This window comes from Streptomyces sp. Ag82_O1-12, assembly GCF_900182715.1.
Lineage (GTDB): Bacteria > Actinomycetota > Actinomycetes > Streptomycetales > Streptomycetaceae > Streptomyces > Streptomyces massasporeus.
Map to the genome: position 1 here is coordinate 3668858 of NZ_FXUW01000001.1, position 25794 is coordinate 3694651.

20 protein-coding genes are annotated in these 25794 nt (G+C 72.4%); 11 read left to right on the forward strand and 9 right to left on the reverse strand.

Features of this window, described 5'->3' with window-relative positions; all coding sequences use genetic code 11:
* Window position 1: 1 nt before the first annotated feature.
* Entirely contained in the window at window positions 2-811 is an 810-nt protein-coding gene (locus QOL88_RS16720; protein ID WP_257027790.1) for a phytanoyl-CoA dioxygenase family protein, read from the reverse strand.
* Between the two features lie 264 nt (window positions 812-1075).
* On the reverse strand, window positions 1076-1231 hold the full coding sequence (locus tag QOL88_RS16725; protein WP_179878880.1) for a hypothetical protein: 156 nt from the start codon (window positions 1229-1231) through the stop codon (window positions 1076-1078).
* A 305-nt stretch (window positions 1232-1536) separates the two neighbouring features.
* Between QOL88_RS16725 and QOL88_RS16730 the strand changes: the two genes are divergently transcribed.
* Complete coding sequence (locus QOL88_RS16730; protein ID WP_097217187.1) at window positions 1537-2769, forward strand: helix-turn-helix domain-containing protein; 1233 nt, start codon at window positions 1537-1539, stop codon at window positions 2767-2769.
* A 180-nt stretch (window positions 2770-2949) separates the two neighbouring features.
* On the opposite strand, the gene QOL88_RS16735 is transcribed toward QOL88_RS16730, so the two are convergent.
* Complete coding sequence (locus tag QOL88_RS16735) at window positions 2950-4143, reverse strand: cytochrome P450 (protein ID WP_097217188.1); 1194 nt, start codon at window positions 4141-4143, stop codon at window positions 2950-2952.
* Complete coding sequence (locus tag QOL88_RS16740) at window positions 4118-7276, reverse strand: non-ribosomal peptide synthetase (protein WP_283445896.1); 3159 nt, start codon at window positions 7274-7276, stop codon at window positions 4118-4120. The genes QOL88_RS16735 and QOL88_RS16740 overlap by 26 nt, the downstream gene beginning before the upstream one ends.
* Window positions 7277-7538: 262 nt before the next feature.
* Between QOL88_RS16740 and QOL88_RS16745 the strand changes: the two genes are divergently transcribed.
* Entirely contained in the window at window positions 7539-8732 is a 1194-nt protein-coding gene (locus tag QOL88_RS16745; protein WP_257027791.1) for an MFS transporter, read from the forward strand.
* A gap of 85 nt (window positions 8733-8817) precedes the next feature.
* Here the strand turns inward: QOL88_RS16745 and QOL88_RS16750 are convergent, their stop codons facing one another.
* Complete coding sequence (locus QOL88_RS16750; RefSeq protein WP_257027792.1) at window positions 8818-10056, reverse strand: helix-turn-helix domain-containing protein; 1239 nt, start codon at window positions 10054-10056, stop codon at window positions 8818-8820.
* A 438-nt stretch (window positions 10057-10494) separates the two neighbouring features.
* Between QOL88_RS16750 and QOL88_RS16755 the strand changes: the two genes are divergently transcribed.
* The 7 genes from QOL88_RS16755 (at window position 10495) to QOL88_RS16785 (ending at window position 19173) form a co-directional block, all read left to right on the forward strand.
* A complete protein-coding gene (locus QOL88_RS16755; RefSeq protein WP_179878881.1) occupies window positions 10495-13278 on the forward strand; it encodes a non-ribosomal peptide synthetase in 2784 nt (927 codons plus the stop codon).
* Window positions 13275-16247 carry a type I polyketide synthase gene (locus QOL88_RS16760; protein WP_257027793.1) on the forward strand — a complete coding sequence of 991 codons (2973 nt, stop codon included), beginning with the start codon at window positions 13275-13277 and terminating at the stop codon, window positions 16245-16247. The genes QOL88_RS16755 and QOL88_RS16760 overlap by 4 nt, the downstream gene beginning before the upstream one ends.
* Window positions 16244-16981 carry a thioesterase II family protein gene (locus QOL88_RS16765; protein ID WP_097217193.1) on the forward strand — a complete coding sequence of 246 codons (738 nt, stop codon included), beginning with the start codon at window positions 16244-16246 and terminating at the stop codon, window positions 16979-16981. Before QOL88_RS16760 ends, QOL88_RS16765 begins: the two co-directional genes overlap by 4 nt.
* Window positions 16978-17739 (forward strand): class I SAM-dependent methyltransferase, encoded by a 762-nt coding sequence (locus QOL88_RS16770; RefSeq protein WP_097217194.1) that lies wholly within the window; start codon window positions 16978-16980, stop codon window positions 17737-17739. The genes QOL88_RS16765 and QOL88_RS16770 overlap by 4 nt, the downstream gene beginning before the upstream one ends.
* A gap of 86 nt (window positions 17740-17825) precedes the next feature.
* Complete coding sequence (locus tag QOL88_RS16775; protein ID WP_257027794.1) at window positions 17826-18230, forward strand: outer membrane protein assembly factor BamB family protein; 405 nt, start codon at window positions 17826-17828, stop codon at window positions 18228-18230.
* Window positions 18231-18283: 53 nt separating this feature from the next.
* Entirely contained in the window at window positions 18284-18544 is a 261-nt protein-coding gene (locus tag QOL88_RS16780; RefSeq protein ID WP_097217196.1) for a DUF7683 domain-containing protein, read from the forward strand.
* Window positions 18545-18834: 290 nt separating this feature from the next.
* Complete coding sequence (locus QOL88_RS16785) at window positions 18835-19173, forward strand: hypothetical protein (RefSeq protein ID WP_097217197.1); 339 nt, start codon at window positions 18835-18837, stop codon at window positions 19171-19173.
* An 85-nt stretch (window positions 19174-19258) separates the two neighbouring features.
* On the opposite strand, the gene QOL88_RS16790 is transcribed toward QOL88_RS16785, so the two are convergent.
* A complete protein-coding gene (locus tag QOL88_RS16790) occupies window positions 19259-20245 on the reverse strand; it encodes a helix-turn-helix domain-containing protein (RefSeq protein WP_097217198.1) in 987 nt (328 codons plus the stop codon).
* Window positions 20246-20406: 161 nt separating this feature from the next.
* On the opposite strand from QOL88_RS16790, the gene QOL88_RS16795 reads away from it, so the two are divergent.
* Both QOL88_RS16795 and QOL88_RS16800 read left to right on the forward strand, forming a co-directional pair.
* The gene (locus QOL88_RS16795) at window positions 20407-20925 is read left to right on the forward strand and encodes a hypothetical protein (protein WP_257027795.1); all 519 of its coding nucleotides are present in this window, start codon (window positions 20407-20409) and stop codon (window positions 20923-20925) included.
* Between the two features lie 62 nt (window positions 20926-20987).
* Window positions 20988-21593 carry a response regulator transcription factor gene (locus QOL88_RS16800; protein WP_097217200.1) on the forward strand — a complete coding sequence of 202 codons (606 nt, stop codon included), beginning with the start codon at window positions 20988-20990 and terminating at the stop codon, window positions 21591-21593.
* Between the two features lie 401 nt (window positions 21594-21994).
* Here QOL88_RS16800 and QOL88_RS16805 read toward each other — a convergent pair whose 3' ends face one another.
* Genes QOL88_RS16805 through QOL88_RS16815 form a run of 3 tightly spaced genes read right to left on the reverse strand, consistent with a single transcriptional unit; the run spans window position 21995 to window position 25744 of the window.
* Window positions 21995-23110 (reverse strand): 3-dehydroquinate synthase II, encoded by a 1116-nt coding sequence (locus tag QOL88_RS16805; protein ID WP_031104993.1) that lies wholly within the window; start codon window positions 23108-23110, stop codon window positions 21995-21997.
* On the reverse strand, window positions 23082-24062 hold the full coding sequence (locus tag QOL88_RS16810) for a 2-amino-3,7-dideoxy-D-threo-hept-6-ulosonate synthase (protein WP_097217201.1): 981 nt from the start codon (window positions 24060-24062) through the stop codon (window positions 23082-23084). The genes QOL88_RS16805 and QOL88_RS16810 overlap by 29 nt, the downstream gene beginning before the upstream one ends.
* Window positions 24059-25744: a class I adenylate-forming enzyme family protein gene (locus QOL88_RS16815; RefSeq protein ID WP_097217202.1), complete on the reverse strand. Its 1686-nt coding sequence runs from the start codon at window positions 25742-25744 to the stop codon at window positions 24059-24061. The genes QOL88_RS16810 and QOL88_RS16815 overlap by 4 nt, the downstream gene beginning before the upstream one ends.
* Between the last annotated feature and the right edge of the window lie 50 nt (window positions 25745-25794).

The following is a 25794-nucleotide window of genomic DNA, read 5'->3' on the forward strand; positions in this document are numbered from 1 at the left end:
CCTACTCGGGCTTCGCGTAGTCGCTGAAGTGGCGTTCGGCGAACAGGTCCGGCCAGTCGGCGCCCGCGAGCCCGAGCTCGCGCGCCCGGCTCAGCATTTCCCGCCAGTACGGCTTCACCGGCGGCCACAGCGTCCCGGCCTGGCAGTAGGAGGCGTCGACGAAGTAGCGCGGGCGGCCCGGGTACTCCGGCTTCGCCCGGCGGGCGTGGAACAGGGCGGAGTGCAGCAGCACGGTCGATCCGGGGCGCAGGTCCTCGATGAACAGCTCGCCGGGCAGCACCTCGGTGCCCAGGTGGACGCGGGCGGTCTTCTCGGCCACCTCGCGGTGCGAGCCGGGGAGGACGGCGAGGCCGGCCATCTGCGGGTCTATGCCGTCGAGGTAGTGCAGCGCGTGCACCATGGCGTGGGTGCGGTGCGACTGGATTCGCTGCTCGTAGTCGTGGTGCCAGGCCTTCCCGGGGAGGTCGGGGGCGTGGCGGTCGCTGTGCATGTGATGGAACACGAACCGCGGACCCAGCAGCTGTCCGATCACCCGCAGCAGCGGCTCGTGGGTGAGGAGTTCGCCGTGGGCGGGCATGTCGAGTTCCATGACCGCCGGAGTGCCGTTGTTCTCGGGGTCCACCACGGCCGCGATGGCCTGGGCGCGCAGGCCGTGGTCGACCCAGCGGTCGACTTCCGGCTTGACCCGGGCGACCAGGTCGTCGGGGAGGAACCCGGGCAGCACGAGGAAACCGGACCGCTCGAACTGCGCGATCTGTTCCTCGGTCAGTTCGGGCGCTTGCGTGGGGGCGTAGATCGTCTGCACGGACACTGGTTAGAGCTCCGTTCTTCGTCGATGAGGTGGGCGAAGGCCCTGATGGGGTGGGCGAAGGCCCGGGTGGGGTGGGCGAAGGCCCGGAGAAGTCGGGCGAAGCCCGGGATGGTTCGGGCGAAGGGCCCGAGGGGTTGGGCGAAGGCCCGGATGGGTTGGGCCTGATCGAGCGACTCGGCCTGAAGCGATCATGACACTGTTTGCCAACCGGCTTGAGCTTGCTTGGCAAGGAGCCTTGTCAATTTTGGCAACCACGCGCCGACGTCACGGCCAGTCGATGTCGCCACCCCCGACCTCGACGTGGGCGACGGTGGATTCACCGCCCGCCGGCCAGTCGATACCGGACCCGCCACCGACCAGGAGGGCCGCGGCAAGGGAGAGCAGGAGCGCCGCAGAGGTGGCGAGGACGCGTGCACGCATGAACGTCTCCAGACAGAAGATCCCCGGCAAGGGATGCAGAGAGGGATGGAACTCGCTGTACAGGCGCTTGGTGCGGCTGGACGTGCATCAACCTAGGGCGTCCCACGATCACTTGGCAAGACTTTCTTGCCAAGGGTTGCCAATCTTCTTCGCGGATTTAGGCAACTGGCGGGTGAGCCTTGCCCCACCGGCTGTCATTGCCTCGGCAACTGGTTTGTCAGCTTGTGCCGGACACGGCTAGGATGCGGACAGTGCATTTGGGGGGTCGACCATGGCCGTACGCGAGAGTTGATTGCGGGACCCACATGACAGAAGAGTCGTCCTTCGGAGCACGCCTCAAGGCCTTGCGGCTGCAGCGCGGACTTTCCCAGGCCGCACTGGCCGGCGAAGGAATCTCGACGGGGTACTTGTCACGCCTGGAGTCAGGTGCCCGGCAACCCACTGACCGAGTGATCACCTACCTTGCCAAGCGACTGGAAGTGGATCGCTCGGCCTTCGACGCCCTCCCCGGCGGCAGCTCGCTCGCGCAGGGACTGAGCATCGCCACCTCCTCGGACACCGACGAGGCCGTCGAGGACCTGATCGACGTGCTCGCCACGGCCCAGGACGAGGATCCGCTGCTGCGCTGGCAGGCCCTGTGGCTGATCGCCCGGTACTGGCAGCGGCGCGGTGAGCGCACCGAGGAACAGGCGTGCCTCGAGGAGCTGGCCAAGGTGGCGGACGAGCTCGAGCTCCCGGCACTGCAGTGCAGGTCCAGGACTCAGCTCGCCCGGTGCCTGCGGTCGACGGGCCAGGTCGCCCGGGCGCTCGAACTCGCCGTGCAGGCCTACCACGAGGCACAGGAAGCCGAGCTGTCCACCTCCGACTCCGGGACCGCCCTGCTGGTGCTCGTCTCGGTCGAGGCGGAGGCCGGCCGGCTGCCGGACGCCCAGGCGCACGCGCAGGAGCTGGTCGAACTCGTGGCGGACAGGACCGACACGCTGCGTGTCGAGGCCCTGTGGTCGGCGGCCACGGTCAGCTCGCGCTACGGGGACGACGAGTCGGCTCACGCGTACCTGATGCAGGCGATGCAGGCGCTGGAAAGCCGCGTCGATCCCGTCCTGTGGGCGCGGCTGCGCCTCGCGGCGGCCTCCCTGTTTCTGCAGTCCAGGCCCGCCCTCACCGAGCAGGCCCGGACGTGCCTGGCGGAGGCGGAGACAGCGCTGGCCCTCGTCGGTACGCCCGTCCAGCAGCAGGAGTTGCTGGTGCTCCAGGCGCACCTCGCGTTCGAGGAGGGCCGGTACGAGGACGCCAGGGCGGCCCATGACGGGCTGGACCTCGACAAACTCGTCCTGACCTACCGGGACCGGATCCGGCTGCAGACCCTCGACAGCCTGCTCATGATCGTCGAGGGGCATCAGGCCCAGGGGCTCGCCCAGCTCAAGCAGTTGGGCGACGAGGCCCGTCGCACGTCGTACCTCGATCTGGCCGCCGAGATCTGGCGGGTGCTGGCGGAGACCCTGGAGAACACCGGCCGGTCGAAGTTCCCCACCGGCTGACCGCCCGGCCGGCCCCGGTGGCCGGTGGGGAGCGTCGGCTCATGACGGCCGCCGGTCCTCCGCCGTCCTCCCGGTCCGCCACGGCGTCACTCCGGCTACGACGACCGGCCCGGCGCCCTGGACGGTGCGCCGGGCCCCGCGAACGGGTCGTACGAGAGCCGAAGGTCCCGCCCCCGGCAGTCAGCGCGGCACGATCCGCACCGGCAGGCTCTCCAGCCCGTTGACCACGATCGAGCGCACGGGCACCGCGGGCCCCGTCTGTTCCACCCGTACGGCCATGTCGAGCAGTTCGCGGAACAGCACCCGCATCTCCGTCCGGGCCAGCAGCGAGCCGAGGCAGAAGTGCTCGCCCGCGCCGAGCGCGAGGTGGCGGTTGGGCCGGCGGGCCGGGTCGAAGCGGTCGGGGTCCGTGAAGACCCGCTCGTCGCGGTTGGCCGAGGGAATCCACAGCATGAGCCGGTCTCCCGCCTCGATCCGCCGTCCCTCGATCACCGTGGGCGCGGTGGCCACCCGCATGACGACGTTCGCGCTGGACGTCCAGCGCAGGATCTCCTCGACCGCCGTCGGCAGGAGTCCCGGGTCGGCCGCCAGGCGCTGCCACTGCTCGGGACGCTCCAGCAGTGCGAGCATGCCGCCCGAGGTCGCGAGCCGGACGTTCTCGGTGCCGCCGACCAGCAGGTTGTCGCAGTTGAGGAGGATGTCGTCCTCGGGCAGGAGCTCACCGTCGACCGGGCTGTTCGCCAGAGCGCTCACCAGGTCGTCGGCGGGCTCCTCCATCCGTTGGTACATGAGCTCGACGAAGTACTGCATGATCTCCTGGTGGGCCGCGCTCTGGGCGACGGGGTCGGCGGTCCCGAACGCCACGCTCGCCAGCTGGAACAGCTTTTCGCGGTCCTCCTCGGGGACCCCCATGAGGTGGCAGATCACGTAGAGCGGCAGCCGGGCTGCGACGTCGGTGACGAAGTCGCAGCCGCCCGCCTCGACGGCTCTCGCGATCACCGAACGGACCACCCCGCGCATCGAGTCCTCCAGGGAGCGGACCGACCGGGTGGTGAACCAGTCAGCGACCACGGCGCGCAGTTGCCGGTGGCGCGGCGGGTCCGTCAGCGCAAGCGTCCGGCCGCCGCCGGGGTCCTTTCCATGGCTCTCGGGCCGCAGCACGATGCCCTGTTCGGAACTGAACGTCCCGGGGTCCCGGCAGACGGCCCGTACGTCGTCGTAACGGGTGACCGACCAGAAGCCGGGCAGGGCGCCGGGGTCGTGCCAGTACACCGGCTGATGGGCCCGCATCCAGCGCCAGAGGGCGTGCGGGTCTCCGGTGGCGTGCAGTTCGGGGTCGATCAGCACTTCAGGGGCGGGGACTGCCAAGGTCATCGTGGTCTCCTCGGTTCGCGGTGCGCAGACGGTCGGCGAAGCGCTTGAGCAGTTCGTGCGCGGTCCGGTCGCCGAGCGCGTCCGGCCGGGACGAGAGCACGAGACGGGCTCCGCCGTCGGGAAGGGGCCAGACCTCCGTGTGTGCCTCCAGCGGCAGGTCCAGGTAGGGCGGGCGCACGAAACGGGTGCGCAGGCCGTCGAGCCGGAGGTCGGCGGAGGCGTTGTCCTGGAGGACGAAGAGCGTCTGGAAGAGGGGCGGCCGGGCGCTCCTGCGCGGCCGGACGATCTCCAGAACCTCAGGCAGCGACAGATCCTGGGCGGAGAAGGCCCGCTCGACGGACCGGCGGACAGCCGGGAGGGAGTTGTCGCCGGTGAAAACGGAGCCACGCAGTCTCACGCACACGGTCTCCACGTGGCAGCCGATGGCCCGGTCGAGACCGTCGTCCGCGCGCTGGGCCACCGGGACGCCCACCGCGAAGTCCCGCTGCCCGGTGATGCCGGCGAGCGTCTGCGCGTAGGCGGCGAGCAGCACCACGAAACGGGTGACGCCGGCGTCGGCGGCCCGGGCATCGACCGCGGCCAACTCGGCCGGGCTGAGCAGGACTTCGGCGATCCGCGGCGTACGGGGCCCGCCCGCCTCCCCGGGGGCGGGCCAGCGCAGCTCGGGAGTGTGCGCCAACTCCTCTGCCACAAAGGCGCGTTGGGACGTCAGATCGGCCCGCTCGCGCCGCGCGGTCCGGCGGTGCCAGGCCTCGGCGAGGGACGGGGGAGGCGGGGCGGTGTGCTCACCGCTTCCCGGCACCGCGTTGTAGGCAGCCGCCAGTTCCCGCGCGAGGACCGACTCCGACCAGCCGTCGAATGCGATGTGGTGCACCACGCACCCGAACACCGCCGTGTCCGCAGTGTCCGCCGCGTCGACGGGCACGACAGCGGCACGCCAGACCTCCCCCTCGGAGATCTCCAGCAGGTCGGACAGCTCGGTTCGCAGCGTCTCGACCGCCTCCTCGACCGAGGGCCGGGCGGGCAGCGTCTCCAGCTCCGGCGCCTCGATGTCCGTGACCAGGGCGGTGGGCCGGGGGGCGATGACGTAGGCGCTGCGCAGCGGCTCATGACGGCGGTGGACCCGTGCGACGGCCGCGGCCAGCGCGGCGCGGTCCAGCGGTCCGGTGACCGTCCAGAACACCATGCAGTACGCGGTCCGGTCGGTGGGATCGAGCAGGTGACGGGTGAGATGAACCGTCTGCATGGGCGTCAGCGGCACCTCCGGGAAGCTGTCCACGGCCGCGGCCTGCGGGGGCGTACCGGAGATCGCCGAATCGGAGAGCGACGTGCCGGACGGCGACGTGCCGGACAGCGACGTGCCGGGCCGGGCGGGAGCGGCGTCCGTCGCCCGGCGTTGCCCGGCGAGCCATGCGGCCACTCCGGTCACGGTCGGGTCCCGGAAGAAGCGCGACAGCGGCAGCGGGGATCCCAGACGGGCCGCGAGCCGGGCGCACACCCGTCCGGCGGCGAGAGAGGTACCGCCGAGTTCGGCGAACGGCACGTCCGGCGGTACGTCGTCGGTGTCCAGGACCGCGGCGAACGCCTCGCGGACCAGCCGGACCGTCTCGTCCCCGCCGTCCTCCCCCGGCCTGCTTCGGGACGGGGCCGCAGGCCGGGTGCCACCGGGGCGGGGAGCACCGGCCAGCAGGCGGCGCTCGTCGAGCTTGCCCGTCGGAGTGAGCGGAAACGCGTCGACACTGATCACCAGCTCCGGCCGCTGGTACGGCACAAGGGCGGAGCGCAGCGCGGCCGACGCCCCCGCCAGGGGATCACCGGGGGCGGCCGGCACGCAGAACGCCAGCAGTCCCTGAGCCGCACCCGTGGCGTCACGGCGTGCCACCACCCGGCAGGCCCGGACGGAGGGCAGCAACTCCTCTATCTGCCGCTCGATCTCGGCGGGCTCGACGCGGTGCCCCCTGACCTTCAGCTGACGGTCGGCCCGGCCCCGGTAGTGCAGCACTCCCCGCTCGTCCCAGTACCCCAGGTCGCCGGTGCGGTAGACCCGTTCGGTCCTTCCGCCGAGGATCAGGGACGGGAAGGCGGTCCCGCTCGGCTCGCCGTGCTCCAGATACCCCAGGGCCAGTCCCTCGCCGGTGACGCAGATCTCGCCGGTCTCGCCCACGGCGCAGGGCCGCTCCTCCTGGAGGACGTGGATGCCGGTCCCGGGCACCGGTCGGCCGACCGGAACGCCGTCGGGCAGTTCGCAGTCGGCCGGTGCGAGGTCATGGGTGGCGACGAAGACGGTGCTCTCCACGGGGCCGTACCCGTTGACCAGGCGTACGCCCGGGTGCCGGCGCAGGAAGGCGCGCACATGGGAGGCGGACAGCCGTTCCCCACCGGTGATCACGGTCCGCAGACCGCCGAAGGCCCCCGGGTCCTCGTCGACGATCATGTTGAGGAGACTGCTGGTGAGCCACACCGTCTGCACCCCGTGCCGGGAGATGCCGTCCCGCAGGGACTGGGCCGACAGGTACGGCTCGTCGACGATCACGGAGGTGCCGCCGTTGAGCAGCGCCGCCCATAGCTCCAGGGAGAAGGCGTCCCAGGGCAGCGCGGCGGCCAGCGGCATCACCGTGTCGGGGCCGAACGGGAGAAAGCCTTCCGGGTGGAAGAGCCGCGTGGTGGCCCGGTGCGGCGACAGCACGCCCTTGGGCCGGCCGGTGGTGCCGGAAGTGAAGAACACGCAGGCCGGGTCGGTGCCGGTGACGGTCGCGGCACGGAAGCCGTCCGGGGTCCTCTCGCCCCCTCGCGGGGGGAGCCAGGTGGCGAGAGAGGTCCGCCCGGCCCCGTCCGGGTCCGTCACCAGCACGCGTGCGCCGAGCTGGCCGGCCACTTCCTCCAGCCGCCGGTCCGGCCAGGCGGGGTCGCAGAGCGCGTACGCCGCGCCGAGCTTCAGCACGGCCAGGATCGAGGTGACGAGTTCGATGCCGCGCGGCATCAGGATCGGCACCAGCTGGCCCCGCGCGACCCCGGCCCCGGCCAGCCGGGCGGCCCACGCGTCGGCCGCCGCGTCCAGCTGCTGGTAGGTCCTGGTGCGGTCGCCCTGGACGAGGGCGACGGCCATGGGGCGCAGCCGTGCGATGCCGGCCACCACCTCATGGATGCCCGAGGCCGGCCGGCGCGACGGACACGCCGGGGCCTCGCCTGGTTCCATCTGCACGGACAGTCCCTTCTGCGGAGGGTGTTCCTGGCTTGGCAAACACCTTGCCTCAAAGATGCCATCGGTGGCAACATCGTTTGACCGCATGGATCGCGTGGACCGCGTGGACGGTGCGGAACCCCAGCCACCGGCTGCGGAAACCCCGGCCGACGGCCGGGGGACGACGCGCGAAGGAGAAGAGACTTTGACCTGCGTGGCCATACCCGCCGCCCCCGGCCTCGGCGTCCGGCGCGGCGTCGTGGTGGTCCTGGCAGTCGCCGGGAGCATCACCGTCTCCAACATCTACTTCCCGCAGCCCCTGCTGGAAGCCGTGGCGCGCGGGATGAGCGTCTCCGAGCCGACCGCCGGTCTCATCGCCACGGCGGGGCAGGTCGGTTACGCCCTGGGCATCTCCCTGCTGGTGCCGCTGGCCGACGGCCGCAACCTGCGCCGGCTCACCACGGTCCTCCTGGCACTGACCGCCGGCGCGCTGCTGGCCGGGGCCCTGGCCCCCAGCCTCGTGGTGCTGACCATCGCCACCGCGGCGGCCTCCACGACCACCGTGCTGCCCCAGATCATCCTGCCCGCCGCCGCCTCCATGGCGGGCCCGGCCGGGCGGGGCCGCGTGGTCGCCTCCGTCGGCATCGGCCTGACCCTCGGCTCGACCTTGTCCCGGACCCTGTCCGGTGCCGTCGCGGACCTCAGCGGAAGCTGGCGCGGCGCCTACGCCCTCGCCGCGGCGCTGACCGCGGCACTGATCCTCGTACTGCCACGGCACATGCCCACGGCGGACGGCCGGACCACGATCGGCTACCGCAAGCTCATCGCGTCGATGCCCGGACTGCTGCGGGCCCACCGCGAGCTACGGCTGTCGGCCCTCCTCGGCGCCGCGACCTACGCGGTCTTCGCGGCCTTCTGGGCCACCCTCCCCTTCCACCTCGCGCACCCGCCGTTCGACAAGGGGGCCGGCTGGGCCGGTCTGTTCGGCCTGCTGAGCCTGCCCGCGGCGATCCTGTCCTACTCGGCCGGCAAGCTCAGCGACGCCTTCGGCGCGACTCGCGTCAACGCCCTGGCCGTGGCCTGTATGGGCCTCGCCCTCGCCATGTTCGCGACCCTGGGCACGACCTCCCTCGTCGCGCTCGTGGTGGGCACCAACCTCATTGTCTACGGCACGAGTTGTGCCCAGATCGCCAACCAGGCGAGGATCTTCCGGCTCGACGAGACGGTGCGGGCCCGGCTCAACACGCTCTACATGCTCTTCGCCTTCAGCGGCGGAGCAGCCGGCTCACTGGCCGGCGTCCGGTTGTACAACGCGGGCGGCTGGACCTGGACCGTTCTGGGCTGCGCCGCCTTCCTCGCAGTGGCCGGCGCCCGCCTCGCGGTCCACTCCGCGGCCGCCAGGCACTGACACGGGGACGGGGACGGCCGTGCCGCCCGGTGGGTTCACCGAGCGGCACGGCCTTCAACTGCACTGCGGTAGCTGTCACTTGACCTCAGGGACGGGTCTCGGCGTCGTCTCCGCGCGCCGCCGCGAGGGTCTCCGCCAGGACCCGCCAGATCTCGGCGGCCAGATCGATGTTCGACGTCCGCTGCACCTGCTCGCCGAGTTGCCGCAACTGCCGGATGCCGAGCTGATCCTGGTTCTCAAGGATCAGCAGCCGGTTGTGCAGGATGTCGAGCCGGATGCGATCGCGGTAGGTGAGCCCCAGCTCGTCGACCACGAGTTCGTCGTGTGCCGCCCGGGCTTCCGCGTACCGGCCCTCCGCGAAGGCAAGGTGCACCCGCAACGTCAGCATCTCCTGGCGCAGCACCGGAGTGCCGACCAGGCCGAGAGCCGGCTCGGCCTCGTCCAGGCGCCGGCGGCACTCTGTCAGCCACGGGGGTGAGAGCTGGAGGTGGAGCGAGGCCGCGGCCAGGCGCAGTCTCATCCACAGCACCAGGTCGACATGGCTGTCCAACTCCTTCAGGGCCTGTTCGAGCAGCAGGCGAGCGGCATCCGGGTCGCCCTGCCGGAAGCTCACCGTCGCGGCCGCCCACAGGGCTTCGGCCCGCAGCGTGTCGGCACGCCCCTCCGCGAGATCCACGAGTTCGTCGGCGTGTGCCCTGGCGGAGGCGAGCCGGCTGGCCTCCGCTTCCACCGACACCAGCACCAGCAGCGCCAGGCCCGTGTCCCGGACCGACAACCGGTGGTCGCGGGCCAGCCGATAGGCCTCCTGCGCGGCCTCCAGGGCCCTGGGTATCTCACCGAGCGAGCGCAGGCTACGAGCGAGCCGTGTGCGGGCCCGGCTCCGGAGCTCGGGGAGCATCAACTCCTCGGCCGTCGAATCCAGTTGCTCCAGGAGCATGACCTCCTCCGCTCGCGCGCCACGCCGGGCGGCGGCACCGGAGAGAAGCCACAGCGCCTGCCAACGGAGCGCCGGATCGACCGAGGGCGACCGCTCGAGCGCGGCGGCCACCTCCTGTAGGGCCTCGTCGTTGTCGGTCGAGATGGCCAGCGTCAGCGCCTGGGCCACGGGTCCGTCGGTCGGTTCGTCGAACTCGGACGGGTCCACCCGCAGGCGTTCGGCGAGGTAGGCGACGGCTCGTGCCGTCGGTTGGCGCGCTCCCGACTCCAGCCGGGACAGATAGCCGGTCGACATGCCGTCACCGGCGACGGAGACCTGTGACAGGCCCCGTTCCTTACGCAGCTTTTTCAGGCGGCGCCCGAAAGCAGGCTGTTCCACCATGCTCATTCCACCAGTTGTATAAGGATGGCCGCACCCACAAGGACACACTCCACCCCTTGTCGGATGAGTGGTGCGTGCCCCCCGTTGCTGTCTGACGGATGTACCCGGACAGGCGGCGAGGCTCGTGCAGCCCGCACAGGTAGCGGGCTTGTGTGCCCGCACAGGTGGCGAGGCTCAGCGACACGGTAGTCACTGGCGACAACGCTAGCCGTCGGCGATCACCCGGGCAAGTCGCTTGCCAGCAACCGCTCGGAATCCTGACAAGATTTACATGGAGGACCAGTCTCCTCTTGTCAAATTCTGGAAACTTTGTTGCCAAGGGATGTGCCTGATGGCTAGCGTTCCGCACGGCGGACCACATCGGCCCTGCCGCCCGACCGGCCGCAGCCCCACGCCAGGAGCCTTCTCTCCCTGCCCGCCACCGACCGCATCCAAGGAGTTCCCATGGCATGGCCTTCCCCGGCGTCCGAAGGGCGCACGTCCCCGGCCGACGCGAGCATCTCCCCGACCGGCCCGAGCGGGTCACCGACCACGGCGCCCCAGGAGGAGACGCACGACCGGTGGGCGGACCAGGTACGTACCGCCTGCGCCCGGCATCCGCTCGGTCTCCTCGACGCCGGTCCCTCGGCTCCGCACGACGCGGGTACGGTGCGCTCGACGACACTGCCGCTCGAGGCGAGCCTGACCGACGCCGTGCGCGACACCGCCCGCCGGCACGCCACCACGCCGCACACGGTGGGACTCGCGGCGCTCGCCGTGGTCCTGGCCCGCCGCGACGGCACCGCCCCGGCCGTGATCGACACCTTCACCGAGGACTGCGCCGAGGCCCTGCCGGTGTTGGCGCGGATACCGGCCGGAGCCACCCGCTCCGCCCTGCTCACCGAGATCCGGCGCTCCTGCGAGGAGAGCGTGGCGCGGCTCTCCGGGCTAGGGGACCTGCCTGCCCGGCGCGTGCTCTTCCGCCACACGGCCGCCGGCTCGACCCCGGCGCCCGTCCCTCCCGGCACCGGACACGAGCTGACGACCGGGCTCAGGGAGTACGACGACGCCGCCGAGCTCACGGCCGAGTACGACGGCGTCCGATACGCCGAGGCGGACATCCGGCGCTTCCTCACCGAGGTGCGTACGGTGCTGAGCGCGCTGACCGGCGCCGAGGACCGTCTGCTGGACGACATCCCCCTGGTCGTCGGCGCCGAGCGGGAAGAGCTGCTCGCCCTGGGCCGCGGCGCCCTTCTCACCGAAGCGGAGCCGGTGTACGTGTCGGTGCGGCGGCTCGCCGCCGAGATCCCGGGAGACGTGGCGGTCGCGTCCGGCACGGGCCGGATCGACTACGCCGGGCTCGACGCGTGGGCGGGGGCCGTGAGCGGACGGCTCCAGGACCTCGGAGTCGTCCCGGGCGACCGGGTCGGCGTACTCGCGGAGCCCTCGGTCGCGATGGTCGCGGGTGTGCTGGGCATCCTGCGCACGGGCGCCGCCTACGTGCCGGTGGATCCCTCCCATCCCGACGAGCGGGTGGCGGCGGTGTTCTCCGACGCCTCAGTGGCCGCCGTGGTCACCACCGGCGGGCTTCAGCCGCGCGCCGCGACCCTCGGCCTGCGGACCGTCGACGCCGAGGACGCGGAGGACGCGGAGGCGAGCACGGCGCACCCGGCACGACCCCGGCCCGTACCCGCCGAGGCCTGCACGGCGGGCCCCCTGCCCATACTGGCCGGGCCCGCCACGCCGGCGCCCCCGCCCATTGCCCGCGCGGCACACGACGCGGCCTACCTGATCTACACCTCCGGCACCACGGGCGAGCCGAAGGGCGTGGTCGTCGAACACGGTCAGCTGGCTGCCTCGACCCTGGCCAGGCGCACCGTCTACCCGGGCAGGCCGGTGTTCCTGCTGGTGTCCCCGCTCGCCTTCGACTCCTCCGTGGCGGGGCTGTGGGGCACGCTCACAGCGGGTGGCCGGCTGGTGGTCGCGCGGCCCGACGAGGTACGCGACCCGGAACGGCTGGTGGCCCTCGTGGAGGAGCATGGCGTGACCCACCTGCTGTGCGTCCCCTCGCTGCACAGTGTGCTGCTGGACGCGGCCGAACGCCTGGGCGCCCATCGGCTGCGCTCGCTGACCAGCGTGACCGTGGCGGGTGAGCCACTGCCGGAGAGCCTGCCGGGACGGCACTTCGACGTGCTCGGCGACGAGGTCTCGCTCGTCAACGAGTACGGGCCGACCGAGACGACGGTCTGGGCCAGCTACCGGTACGTCAGCCGCACCGCGCGCCCGGACATCGGAGGACCGGTGCCGGGAGCCGCGCTCTACGTCCTGGACGACCGGCAGCGCCTGCTGCCCCGGGGAGTGACCGGCGAACTCGTCATCGGCGGCGCCGGAGTCGCCCGCGGCTACTTCGGCAGACCCGACGCCACAGAACGCGCCTTCGTCCCCGACACCTTCACCGGCACCGGGGCGCGCATGTACCGCACGGGCGACCTCGTCCGCTGGAGCGCCGAGGGCACGCTGGAGTTCCTGGGCCGACGGGACCACCAGGTCAAGATCCGCGGACACCGGGTCGAACTCGGCGCGCTGGAGGCGGCGTTGGGCCGCGTCCCCGAGGTCCGCGAAGCCGTCGTCGTCCCGGACGGCACGCTCACCTCGCTCGTCGCCTTCGTCCTCGCGCCGCCCGGCACCGAGCCGGAGCGTCTCCGCGCGGCGCTGGCGGGGACGCTGCCGCCCGCCCTGCTCCCCTCGCGGTTCCGGATCCTCGATTCCTTCCCGCGCACCGTCAACGGCAAGGCCGACCGGGCGGCACTCGCCGCCACGGCCGCGCAGCCGCCAACCGTCACCGCCACCACCACGACGGCGACCGCCACCACCACTGCGCAGTCGCCCACCGCCGCGGTCACCGCCGCCCCCACCCCCGCCGCCGCGGACCTGTCGGCGCGCGTCGCCGCCGCGTGGGCCGAGGTGCTGGGGATTGCGGAGGTGCCCTCGGCGGTCAACTTCTTCGATCTCGGCGGGCATTCGCTGCTGATGTTCAGGCTCCAGGACGCCCTGGAGGCGCATACGGGCGTACGGCCCTCCCCCGTAGACCTGTTCCGGCACACCACGGTCACCGCCCAGGCCGGCCTGGTCCGTGACAGCGGCGGCACCGGCGGCTCCGTCGTCCCGCAGCCGCGTGGCCGGGACCGGCGCAGCCTGGCCCTCGAGGCCCGCAGGAAGCGCGCGTCCCGTCTGGAGGAGGCCAGGTGACCGCAGCACATCGGACCATGACACGCGACCGCTCGCTGGACATCGCCGTCACCGGGATGTCGGGGCGGTTCCCCGGGGCGCCCGACATCGCGTCCCTGTGGGTTTCCGTCCTGGGCGGCGAGGTGCTGACCACCCGGTTCGGCGCCGAGGAGCTGGCGGCGGCAGGCGTGCCGCACGACCTTCTCGACGCCCCCGGCTACGTGCCCGTCCACGGGGCGCTCGCCGACCCCTACCGTTTCGAGCACGAGCTGTTCGGCATCAGCCCGCGGGAAGCCGAGCTGATGGACCCACAGCACAGGCTGATGCTGGAGGCCGCCTGGGCCGCGCTGGAGGACGCCGGCTGTGCGCCGAACGCCCCCGGCCCGACCACGGGCGTGTACGCCTCCGCGAGCAGCAGCGGCTACCTGCGCGCCATGCTCACCTCCGGCACGCTGGACCACGCCGGTGTCGAGCAGGCGCTGCGCGCCAACGAGCCGGACTACATGGCGACCCGCATCGCCTACCGGCTCGGCCTGACCGGCCCCGCGCTCAGCGTGCTGACGGCCTGTTCGTCGTCCCTGGTGGCGGTGCACCTGGCGGTGCAGTCGCTGCTCCAGGGCGAGTGCGACCAGGCCGTCGTGGTCGCCTCCGCGGTAGGCCACCCGCAGGCCGGCTACCTCCACGTGCCCGGCGGCATCCTCTCGCCCCACGGCGTCTGCCGGCCGTTCGACGCGGAAGCCGACGGCACACTGGGCGGCTCGGGCGTCGCCGCCGTCGTACTGCGCCGCTACGAGGATGCGCTCAAGGACGGCGCACCGCTGCACGGCGTCATTCTCGGCTCCGCGGTGAACAACGACGGTGCGGCCAAGGCGGGGTACCACGCACCGTCCGCCGAGGGCCAGGAAGCGGTGATCCGGGCGGCGATGTCCGCCGCGGACGTGCCGGGCGACTCGGTGGGCTACCTGGAGGCGCACGCCACCGGGACCCGGATCGGCGACCCCATCGAGTGGTCGGCCGCGACCGCCGCCTACCGCGGGATCGGCGCCGGTTCGGGGCAGATCGCGGTGGGCGCGGTCAAGGCCAACATCGGGCACCTGGACGCCGCTTCCGGACTGGTTTCCCTGGTCAAGGCGCTGCTCGTCCTCAGAGAGGGCAAGGTGCCACCGGTGGCCGGCTTCCACAGCCGTAACCCGCTGTTGGACGACGGGTCACCGCTGACCGTGCCGACGGCCGCCCGCGACTGGGACGGCCCCGAGCCGCGCCGCGCCGGGGTCAGCTCCTTCGGCATCGGCGGCACGAACGCCCACGTGGTCCTCGAACAGCCCCCGGCGCGTCCGGCACCCCAGGGGCCGACCCCTCCGGCCGACCGTCTGCTGGTGCTGTCCGCCGCGAACCCCCGCGCCCTGCGGGACTCGGCCCGCCGTCTGGCCGCCGCGCTCACCCGGGGCGGGGACTGCGCGTCGGTCGTCGACACCGCCCATACCCTCGCGGCCGGGCGGGCGACGCTCCCGCACCGGCTCGCGGTCACCGGCCGCGAGCCGGCGGAGGTGGCCCGGCGGCTGACGGAGGCGGCCGATCGCGTGCCCGACAAGGCGGCGCCGTCCGGCCGACGGGCTTCGGGGCCGGTTCCGGTCGTCTTCCTGCTGCCCGGCCAGGGCAGCCAGTACCCGGGCATGGCCCGTCCGTTCGCCCAGGTGCTTCCGGGCTTCGCCGACGTACTGGAGGAATGCCTGCAGGCGTTCGGCCCGGACCTGGAGCGACGGCTCAGGCCGGCGCTCCACGACCCGGATCACCCGGCGGCCGGGACGACACGGACCGAACTCGCCCAGCCCATGCTGTTCGCGGTCGAGTACGCGGCGGCACAAGCCCTGCGGGAACTGGGCGTCGAACCCGTGGCACTGGCGGGTCACAGCCTCGGCGAGATCACCGCCGCATGCCTGGCCGGTGCCCTGGACCTGCCCTCCGCAGCCACCTTCGTCGCGGCCCGCGGGCGTGCGATGCAGAGCTGCCCGCCGGGCGCCATGCTCAGCGTGGCGGTGAGCGAACGGCAGGCCGAGGCCCTGCTGGCGCAGGCCGCACCGCACATCGGGGGCGAGCTGGAGATCGCGGCGGTCAACACACCCGACAGCTGCGTCGTCGCGGGCCCGACGGCCTGGGTCGAGGCGTTCCGCACCTGGCTCGCCGACCGCGTCCCGACGCGCCGCCTGCACACCAGCCACGCCTTCCACACCTCCCTGCTCGCCCCCGCGGCGGACGAGGTCAGCCGGGCGGCCGGGAACCTGCGCACGGGCCCCACCCGGATTCCGTACGTCTCCAACGTCACGGGACAGCTCATCATGGCCGGAAGCCGCATCGATCCCGCGTCACTGGTGACGCAGATGCGCGCCAGGGTGCTGTTCGGCCCCGGCCTGGACGAGCTGGCCGAACGCTTCCCCCAGGCGATCGCTCTCGAGGTCGGTCCCGGACGGGCCCTGTCGCCTGCCGCCGAGGCGGCTGGACTGACGGCCGTACCGCTGTCGCCGGGACGCGGACAGCACCCGGTCGAGGAGATGCTGGGAGCCCTCGGTGACCTGTGGTCGGCCGGAACGGCGGTCGACGTGACACCGCTGTGCGCGTCCGGTCGGCTGACGCGGCTGCCGTCCTACCCGTTCCACGGTCCGGCCCTGATCGCACCGGAGGCGTCGGCCACCGCCGGGACGACCACGGCGGCCCCCGCGCAGCCGTCCGTCCCGCCGGCCCCCCACCTCCTCGTGGCCGCCCTCTGGCAGGAGTACCTGGGCCACCCGGACCTCCCCGTGGACGCCGACTTCTTCGACTGGGGCGGTGACTCGCTGCTGATCACGCGGCTGGCCCGCCGCATCGTGCAGGATCTCGGCGTCCAGGTCTTCCCTCGCGACCTGATGGCGGCCCGCACCCTGGCAGGGCAGACCCAGCTGGTCGCGGACCTCGTGCGGGCCGCGGGCCCAGCCCGCCAGGAGGAGCCCCGATGACCTGGCTGCACTGCCCGCGCCCGCGCCCGTACGCCCGGCAGCGCCTGGTCTGCTTCCCGCACGCCGGCGGCTCCGCCTCCTTCTTCCGCGACTGGGGGCCCGCGCTGCCCTCGGTGGAGGTCCATACGGTCTGCTACCCGGGACGCGCCGCGCGCATCGGCGATCCGCCGCCGACCGACCTGACGGCGCTGGCCGAGGAGATCGCCGCAGCGGTCGAGCCGCTGACGGGCGACGATCTGCCGGTGGCGCTCTTCGGCCACAGCATGGGGTCGGTCGTCGCGTTCGAGACCGCGCGGCTGCTCCAGGCACGGGGAGCCGGCCTGTCGCACCTGTACGCCTCCGGCTCCCGTGGCCCGCGCCTGAGCCGCGTGCGGCCGGAAGGCTCAGCCGACGTGTACGACGACCCGGACGCGGTCACCGCAGAGCTGCTGGCCCTCGGCGGCACGGATGCCGAACTCCTGGCCGACCCGGGCTTCCGGGACCTCGTCCTGCCGTACGTCCTGGGCGACTTCCGCATGTTCGACGCCTACGAGTACCGCCCGGAGCCGCGGCTGACCTGCCCCGTCACCGCGATCGTGGGAGACGCCGACCCGCAGGTGAGCACCGTCCAGTCCGAGGCCTGGCGCGAGGTGACGGACGGTCCGTTCCGGCACCTGACCGTGCCGGGCGACCACTTCTACCTCGCGCACGAGCCGCCCTTCACCCTGCTCACCGGAACGGGAGTCCCGACATGACCCAAGCCACCGACACCCTCGCAGCAGAGACCCGCTACCGGCCCGTCCTGGAGCACCAGTCCAAGAGTCCCACGCTGAGGGACATCTACCAGCAGGCCTACGGCGCCGACTACCCGCAGGACATCGACCCCTTCGGCTTCCTGACCCGAACCGAACTCCATTACATCGCCGATGAGTTGGAGCTGGCACCCGGGGGCAGGCTCGTCGACCTGGGCTGCGGACGCGGCGGTCCGGGCATGTGGCTGGCCCGGGAGGCGGGAGCCGAACTGGTCGGCATCGACATCGCTCCCGAGGGTGTGGCCGAGGCCCGCTCCCGGGTGGCCGAGTTCGGCCTGCGGAGCCGGGCCCGCTTCACTGCGGCGAGCCTCACCGGGACCGGCGAGGCCGACAACACGTTCGACGCCGCCGTCAGCATCGACGTCCTGTGGATGGTCACGGACAAGGTGGCCGCGTTCCGCGAGATCGCCCGCGTTCTGCGCCCCGGCGGCCGGCTCGTCTTCAGCACCTGGCAGCCGGAGTACCTGGACTACGGCTGGTTCCTGGAAGCCGCCGGCCTTACCGAGGTGAACCGGCTGCATGTGGACGGCTGGCGGGAGCGGCAGATCGCCGTCTACGAGGAAATCCTGCGGCGACGTGACGTTCTGGCCGAGGAACTCGGCGATGCGGCCGCGGCCGTTCTGTTCGACGAGGCCACGGAGACGCCTGCCCTGCTGTCCACCACACAACGCATCGTGGTGACCGCGACACTCACCGGGTGACGGGAGGAGGAACCGTAGCCGCCACGGGGGGTGGAGGGACATCGAAGGGGCCGCCGGACATTCTGCCCGCGGCCCCTTCGACCTTCGTGGACAACCGGGAATCCGCAGCGTGTCGCATCCCTGCCGAGGTCATCGGTGACCGTCTGATCTCCGTGTCCTGGCAGGGCAAGGCCTCCGCCTACTCGCTGACCACGGGCAAGACCGTGTGGACCCGCCCGGTGGGCGTCAAGCTGCCCAGCCGGGAATCGATGCCGAGCCTCCCGTCGCCCGTGGTGTCGGCGGGGCAGGGGGTCGTGTACTTCTTCAGCCCGACCGGGGACCTCTCCGGCCTCGATCTGCGCACGGGTGAGCAGGTCTGGCGCGATCACGTCGACATGGGCAAGGCACGGCCCGCGTTCGGCGGCTCGCCCCAACTCCTGCTCTACGAGGACGCGCTCGTCGCCCGGAACGGCAGCACGGTCGTCTCGCTGCTGCCGCGGGTCGGCGACTGACCCAGGCGACCGCTCAGGCGACCGACCCAGGCGATCAGCCCAAGGATCCCGGCATGTCTGCGGAAGAGCCGGATGTCGTCTGGGTCCTGGAGGGGTTCAGCAAGGCGGACGACACCTTGCGCGTGGAGCACCCCATCAGCCGTGAGCAGTTCCTCCGGCTGCGGGAAGTGATCACGCCGGCTGCCGACGATCCCTGGATGCTCTACTGCTATCCCGTCCCCGTCGAGCTGTGGCCCGCGGTGGACGCGATTCTCGGGTACGGGCCGCCCCGATCGGATCTGGACTATCTGACGGGCGCGTACGCAGCCAGTTAGCCGGTCGCATCAACTGGCCCTCGACATAGTCGAGTTCGCCTGCGCGCGTTGACGATCTCGCTGGTGCCGCAGCTTGCGGACAGGCCCGTGCCGGGGCCCGGAGTGCAACTCCCTGCCAGGCAGCTTCCTGGCGTGGCCGGATGCGGACAGGGGGGTCGGCGGGATGGTTCTCTCTTCTCAGCGGCCGGGAAGCGCGGGGAACGCGGAACGGTCCGGGGGAGCTGAAGCACCACTGGCTCCATGCGCATCGTCGCAAAGGTCCTGACTCACGCAGGGAACGGAGACCAGAAATGATCCGCATCACCAAGCGTTGTTCCGCCGCCGCCGCCGTCGTCGTCGGTTCGGCCGTGCTCGCCACGCTCGCCTGGGCGGCGCCGGCTCAGGCCGCCGACCAGCAGGGGTCCGGCTCGGCCGTCGCCGCGCACGCCGGGATCCCGGGCGACATCGTGCTGCCGCACCTGCCGGGCACGCCCGACGACTTCACCTGGACGCCGCTGCCCCTGGGCGGCGACGACTTCACCTGGACGCCGGGTCCGCTGCACAACCGTGACGACTTCACCTGGCACCAGTCGCCGGCCGACGGCCCCGACGACTTCACCTGGCAGCCCGGTCCGGTGGGCGAGCGGTGACCTCCACGACCGCATTCGCATCGGCATCCGCATCCGCATCCGCGTCCGCTACGGCTGAGGCGACCGGGGCAGCGAGCAGCCGCCGTCAGATCCACTGGCGGCGGGCCGCCTGGACCCCCGCCTCGAAGCGGCTGGAGGCCCCCAGGCGCTCCATCAGTTCGGCCATGATGCGGCGTTCGGTGCGGACGCCGATGCCGAGGGCCCGGGCGACCGCCTCGTCGGTGAGGCCGGTGGCGAGGAGTTGCAGGAGTTTGCGCTCCTGCGGGGTGAGGCCCTGCGGGTCGTCGTCGGGTGAGGGGTGCTGATGGAACGGCGTCGCGTGTTCCCAGTAGGCCTCGAACAGGGCCCGCATGGCGAGCACCACCGGCCGGCTGTGGAACATCAGTGCCGCGGGGCCCGTCTGGCCGGGCAGGTTGGCCACGATGGCCGCGGTCGTGTCGATGATCAGCAGTCGCATCGGCAGGGTCGGCGACGTGCGGATCTCGCTGTTGTGCTCCGCCATCCACTGCGCGTGGGACCTCGTCACCCGGTCGTTGACGGCACTGTCGAGGTAGATCGAACGGAACCGTACGCCCCGGGCGAGCGCCCGTTCGTTCAGCGGCCGGGACGCCTCGATGGCCTCCTTGGTCAGCCCGCCCACGGGGTGGAAGACGAGGGACTCCTGCTGGCACGACTCGGCGAGGGCCTCCAGCCGGATGCGGATCTCGTCGACGTTGTCGAGCTGCTCGGTGCCGTCCGAGCCGGACCCGCCCGACGCCGTGTACTCGGCGGCGAGCGCGGCGAGTGCCGCCCGGTTCTGCTCGATGCGCTGCTGGCGCCAGGCCAGTTCGTCCTGTTCCCGCTGGAGCAGGACCTTCAGACCGAGCGAGGGGTTCACCGCGCGCAGTGTGCCGGGTGAGTCGCCCGAGGGAGCGAGGAGCGACAGGTCCGACAGGCGCATGAGCGCCGCGTGCACATCGTCGGGACCGATGTCGAGGAGCTCGGCGAGCTTGTCCGGATCATGCTGCTTGTGGAACAGGATCGCGCGGTACACCGCGAGGGTCTGCTGATCGAGCGGCGATACGTCGTCCACGTGGCGTCTCCCCCTTGAACCACATGTGAACCGCATGTCTGGACCGGACGGCCGCGCCGGCTCGAGAGCGAAGGCGCGGCACGGGGGAGCCGTCGCAAGTCGGGCGAAGATCCCCCGTAGATCGTTCACATATTGGCCACGTTACCCGCTCAGGAGTTCCGGTGTCGCACACAGTCGCACATGTACCACTGCCGTTGCATGGCTGTGTCGTCCTCGTCGTGGACGCCACCACCGGCGTCGGTCGGCGGGTCACCAGTCAGCTGTGCGCGCTGGGCGCCGCGGTCGCCGTGGTCGGCGCCGGGCACCCGGGGCGCGGCGACGACGCCGCCACCAACGCCGCGTTCCTGTGCAAGGAACTGGCCGGAATCGGGCTGGTCGCACTGCCCTATCAGGCCGATGTGGAACGGCCGGAGAGCTTCGGCGCGCTGACCGGCCAGATCGCCGCCGACCTCGGCCCGGTCACCGCCAGTGTCGTGGTCGTGCCGTCCGCAAGCGGAGGCGAGGAACTGGGCCCGGCGTTCCGCGTGTTGTCGGGTGTCGTCGCGGCCTCCCTGCCGGCCGGCGCCGAGCACATCGAGGTCGACGTGGGCCACGAGGGCTTCGGCCTGGAGGAGGCGGCCCAGGCGGTGGTGGAGCGGCTGGTGCGACTGCACGAGCAGTGGCGCACCCCCTCCGGCTGACGGACACCACCTGTCATGTTTTTCAGACTCTTTGCCTTAGTCCTGCCGTACGGGGGTCGAGCATGTCGATACGCATAGTCCTCGCTGGTGATCACCAACTCGTGCTGGAGGCCTTCGCCGAGACGCTCAACGGCGTCGACGGGCTGGAGGTCGTCGGCCTGGCCACGTCGTACGACTCCGTGCAGCCGGCCGTGGAGCGGCACCGGCCCACGGTGTTGCTGCTCGGCGAGTCCACGATGGGTGGGAAGGCGCTGCGCGTCGCCACCGACGTGCGCAGCCGGCATCCCCGGTGCGGGGTGGCGCTGATGGTCGGGACGGCGACGTCGTCGGTGGTGGACCGGGCCGTGGCGGCCGGCGCGCTGGGCGTCGTGCCGAAGAACGCCCGGCTCCCCCAGCTGGTCACGACGCTGATGGGCGTCGCGGGCGGCTGCCTGACCGTCGATCCGTCGCTGCTGCGGCCGGTCTCGGTCGGTGAACTGTCGCTGAGCACGCGGGAGATGGATGTGCTGCGGCTGACGGCCGGCGGGGCGACGGTGAAGGAGATCGCGGGCGAGCTGTATCTGGCGGCGGGCACGGTACGGAATCTGACGTCCGCCGCGATCAAGAAGCTCGGCGGTCGCAACCGGTTCGACGCGGCGCGGATCGCCGGGGAACACGGGTTGCTGTGAGGGCGGTGTGGGCGCCGCAGGCGATACGGGCGGTGCCGGTGATGCGGGCGGGGTCGGTGGTGCGGGGTGGTGCCGGCGGGGTCGGTGGTGCGGGTGGGGCCAGCGGTGTCGGGAGTGCCGGCGGTGTCGGGAGTGCCGGCGGTGTCGGGAGTGCGGGCCGTACCGGTGGCGTCCGTACGGGCGGCACCGGTGGTGCGGGCCGTGCGGGCGGTATCGGGAGTGCCGACCGGCGGGCTGAGCAGGTGATGCCCGCGGCGCCCGGAGTGCGCGCCGCGCGGACCGTGGGCGAACGCGCGCCGGCCCCGGCACAAGGGGTGCCGGGGCGGGGCGTTGGTGCCGTGCGAGCGCTGGTCGGGCTGGGGCGGTCGCTGCGGCGACGGTTGTGCGGGGAGGTGCCGGGGTCACTTCTCCAGGCAGAACTCGTCGATCGGGTAGCCGACGTGGCGGTCGGCCGTGGGCAGGTGCCCGAGGATGGTGTCGCCGGGCTTCAGCTCCGTGGAGTTGAGGACGGCGGCGTTCGGGCCGAGGACACGTACGTGCCAGTCGTCCTGGAGGATCAGGTTGACCGTCTGCCCGCTCGGGGCGACCGCGTCGATGGAGATCAGCGGACGGGTCTCGATCTTGACGCGGCCGACGCTGACGGGCCGGGTGCGGCCCTTGACGTCGACGGCCAGCACCTTGCTGCCGGCGTGGAGTTCGCTGAGGTAGTGGGTGCGGCCGGCCTGCGAGACGGTGTACGAGTGCAGGGCGCCGGCGTTGACCCGGAAGGGCCGGGTCGGCATGTACGGCAGCGGGTGGGTCTCGCTGACGCACAGCACCATGCCCTTGGAGTGCGAGCCGACGAGGATGCCCTCGTCCTTGCGGAAGTGGGTCGTGGTGTCGACGCAGGCCCGCTCCCCCATGCCGATGTGCGTGGTCCGGGTGACGGTGAGTTCGACCAGGTCGATCTCGCCGCCCCGGGCGCTGGCGGCGGTGCGCAGGGCGGTGGCGTCGCCGACGGTGTTGGCCCGCATCAGGACGCCGTCCGAGCCCAGTTCCAGGACGCCGTAGATGATCTCGGCCTCCTCGGTGTTGGACGCGGTGGTGATGATGGATCCGGGGGCGCCGGTGGCGGCGGCGATCACGATCTCCAGCGGGATCTTGGTGGGGTCGCGGAAGTCGAGCACGCTCCACGGCTCCAGGCGGGCCGCGAGGCAGGCGTCCTCCAGGGTGTCGGCGTCGACGATCTCCACGTAGCGGCCGAACTCCACGTCCGGGTGGGCCTCCTGGAGCGCGGCCCGCTCCTCGCGGGGGCCCGGGACGACGACCAGGTCGGCGGCGCCGAGGTCGGCGGGGACGGCGTCGAGCCCGTCCTCGAAGAGCAGGACCTTGCGGACGGTGGGCGGCAGACCGGCGAAGGCGGCCGGGTCGGCGGCGACGATGCCGTCGATGCGCTGGTGCAGGGCCTCTTCGAGGACGGCCTGGGTGGCGGTGCCGGCTCCGCGAATGTCAAGCCAGCACAGTTTTGCGTCCGTCATGATGCGGACCTCCTGTCGGGTGTGAGGAGTACGAAGGGTCGGAGAGGTGGTGCGTGTCGTGGTCGAGCGGGGAGCCGGGCGCGCCGAGGTGGGCCGGGGCGTCCAGGTGATCGGGGGTCAGCCGCTCGGCCCGGTGCGCGTCGGCCGGGAAGGCGAGCGGGGCGAAGTGCTGCTCCGGGAAGTGGTGGATCAGCCGGGCGACCTTGGCCGCGAGCTGCCGCGGGTCGGAGGCCTGGAAGATGTTGCGGCCCATCGCCACCCCGCCCGCGCCGCCGGCCAGGGCGTCCCGGACGTAGGCCAGCACGTCCTCCTCGGTGGGCATCGCGGGACCGCCCGCGACGAGGACGGGCACCGGGCAGGCCGCGGTCAGGTCGAGCATCTCCGCGGTCGAGCCGAGGAAGACGGTCTTGACCAGGTCCGCGCCCAGGTCGGAGGCGACGGTGACTGCGTGCGCCACCAGGTCCGGGTCGCGCGGGTCGGTGACCCGGGGGCCGCGCGGATACACCATGGCGAGCAGCGGCAGGTTCCACCGGTCGCAGGCGTCTGCGATCCGTCCGAGGTCGCCGATCTGCTGCCGTTCGTCGTCCGAGCCGACGTTGACGTGGACGCTCACCGCGTCCGCGCCGAGCCGGAGGGCCTCCTCCACCTGCGTCACCACGTACTTGGCGTCGGGGTCGAGCGCCTGGCTGGTGGACGCGTTGAGGTGGATGATCAGCGACATCGCGGCGAACCGCTCCGGGCTGATGTGCCGGACGCTGCCCTTGTGCACGACGACCGCGTCCGCGCCGCCGGCGGCGAGCTGCCCGGCGAGGTGGTCGAGGCTCGTGCCCTTGGGAGCGACGGGTCCGTCGCTGATCGAGTGGTCGAGAGGGGTGATCATCAGGCCTGCCGTGCTGTGGCGGTAGAGCCGCCGCAGCCTCAGCGACCTGGCGAAGTGGCCGAATGCGGTCATGGGATGCCCTTTCTGTTGCGCGGATCGGTACGCGTACGCCGGTCGGTGGCCCGGCGGGCGTCTGGTCCGGCGGAGCCGCCGGGGTCGGGCGGACCGGTGCCGCGCGGCTCGGCGGGCGGCCCCGCCCCCCTCGACCGGGTCCGCACCGGCGCGGTGACCTCCCGCAATCTGGCCCGGTCCGGTTTGCCGGACGGTGTCAGCGGGAGCTCGGGCCAGACCGAGACGCCGACCGGGGCGTGTTCCGGGGTGAGCGTCGCGGCGACGTAGCCGCGCAGGTCGCAGGAGGTGTGGCCGGCCCCGGAGTGGAGCTCGACGGCGGCGTGGACCTGCTCCACCAGGTCCTCGTCGCGTACGCCGAACACCGCCGCCTGCCGCACCTGCGGGTGCTGGAGCAGTGCCGCCTCGATGGCGGCCGGGTCGAGCTTGAGGCCGCCGTGCTTGATGACGTCGCCGACCCTGCCGTCGAGCCGGAGGTAGCCGTAGCGGTCCCAGTGCCCGAGGTCGCCGGTGCGCAGCCAGCCGTCCCGGTAGGTCGCCCGGGTCAGCTCCGCGTCGTCGAGGTAACCGGCTGACACCGTGGGCGAGTTGATCCAGATCTCACCGGTCCGGCCGCGGCCCAGAGGGGCGCCGGAATCCGCTGCCCGGATCTCGACGCGCACCCAGGGGAAGGGCCGGCCCGCCGAGCCCAGCAGTTCGGGTTCTCGGTGGTCGAGCGGCGTGAGACTGCTGATGCCGCCCGCCTCCGTCGTGCCGTACACCTGGATGAGGACGTCGCCGAAGACCTGGACCGCCTGCCGGACCCGCTCGGGGGCGGCCGGGGTGCCGCTGTAGGTGATGCGGCGCAGCGAGGACAGGTCGAACGAGGTGACCAGCGGGTGGTCGAGCAGGCGGTACAGGTGGGGCACCGCCAAGTAGACGTCGGTGACGCCCAGTTCGGCGATCGCCGTCAGGGTCGCGTCGGCGTCGAACTCGTCGTGCAGGACGACCGTGCCGCCTGAGCACAGCACGGCGTCGGCCATGGGTGCCGTCGTGTGGCTGACGGGTGTGACCGACAGCAGCGTCGCCGGGCCCCGGGGGTCGAGGCCGGAGGCCAGCCGGTCGACGAGGTGTTCGCGGGTGCCGTAGCGCTGGGCGACCATCTTGGGCCGGCCGGTGCTGCCGCTGGTGAAGTCGACGACGGCCAGGTCGTCGGGGCGCGGCGGTGGGGCCGGTGGCACGGTGTCGTGCCCGTTCGCCGTGCGCGGGATCGCCCGCACGGTCAGGCCGGGCCTGCGCCGCGCCAGCCATCGGCCGCGGGCCGTGCTCTCCTCGTCCGTGTCGTCCACCAGCAGCAGTGACACCCCGAGGTCACGCAGGAGCCCGGTCTGGGTGGCGACCGAGAAGGTCTCGGTGTCCGTGCGCGGGTTCATCGAGCGGACGTAGACGGAGGTGGCGCCGAGCAGATGGACGGCGTAGCGGGCGCTGAGCATCAGCGGGTGGTTGGGGCCGGTCAGGACGGCGACGGTGGTGCCGGGGCGGACGCCGTGGGAGTGCAGGAGCGCTGCGCTGCCCAGGACGGACGCGCGCAACTCGCCTGCCGTCACCGTCCGTTCCGGCCGGTGCAGGACGATGCGGGTCGGGTCCCTGCCCAGCGCCGCGAGGACGCGGCGCGCAGAGGAGCGGGGAATGGCTTCGGTGGTCATGGTCCTCCTCTCCAGAAATCAGGAGATGTATTCCGGGAATCGCGAAACGC

Bases quoted from the DNA above. Each gene is read 5' to 3' on its own strand.
- QOL88_RS16725 (WP_179878880.1), bottom strand. From the start codon at position 1,231: ATGCGTGCACGCGTCCTCGCCACCTCTGCGGCGCTCCTGCTCTCCCTT.
- QOL88_RS16730 (WP_097217187.1), top strand. From the start codon at position 1,537: ATGACAGAAGAGTCGTCCTTCGGAGCACGCCTCAAGGCCTTGCGGCTG.
- QOL88_RS16735 (WP_097217188.1), bottom strand. From the start codon at position 4,143: ATGACCTTGGCAGTCCCCGCCCCTGAAGTGCTGATCGACCCCGAACTG.
- QOL88_RS16750 (WP_257027792.1), bottom strand. From the start codon at position 10,056: ATGAGCATGGTGGAACAGCCTGCTTTCGGGCGCCGCCTGAAAAAGCTG.
- QOL88_RS16755 (WP_179878881.1), top strand. From the start codon at position 10,495: ATGGCATGGCCTTCCCCGGCGTCCGAAGGGCGCACGTCCCCGGCCGAC.
- QOL88_RS16765 (WP_097217193.1), top strand. From the start codon at position 16,244: ATGACCTGGCTGCACTGCCCGCGCCCGCGCCCGTACGCCCGGCAGCGC.
- QOL88_RS16770 (WP_097217194.1), top strand. From the start codon at position 16,978: ATGACCCAAGCCACCGACACCCTCGCAGCAGAGACCCGCTACCGGCCC.
- QOL88_RS16780 (WP_097217196.1), top strand. From the start codon at position 18,284: ATGTCTGCGGAAGAGCCGGATGTCGTCTGGGTCCTGGAGGGGTTCAGC.
- QOL88_RS16785 (WP_097217197.1), top strand. From the start codon at position 18,835: ATGATCCGCATCACCAAGCGTTGTTCCGCCGCCGCCGCCGTCGTCGTC.
- QOL88_RS16800 (WP_097217200.1), top strand. From the start codon at position 20,988: ATGTCGATACGCATAGTCCTCGCTGGTGATCACCAACTCGTGCTGGAG.
- QOL88_RS16805 (WP_031104993.1), bottom strand. From the start codon at position 23,110: ATGACGGACGCAAAACTGTGCTGGCTTGACATTCGCGGAGCCGGCACC.
- QOL88_RS16810 (WP_097217201.1), bottom strand. From the start codon at position 24,062: ATGACCGCATTCGGCCACTTCGCCAGGTCGCTGAGGCTGCGGCGGCTC.
- QOL88_RS16815 (WP_097217202.1), bottom strand. From the start codon at position 25,744: ATGACCACCGAAGCCATTCCCCGCTCCTCTGCGCGCCGCGTCCTCGCG.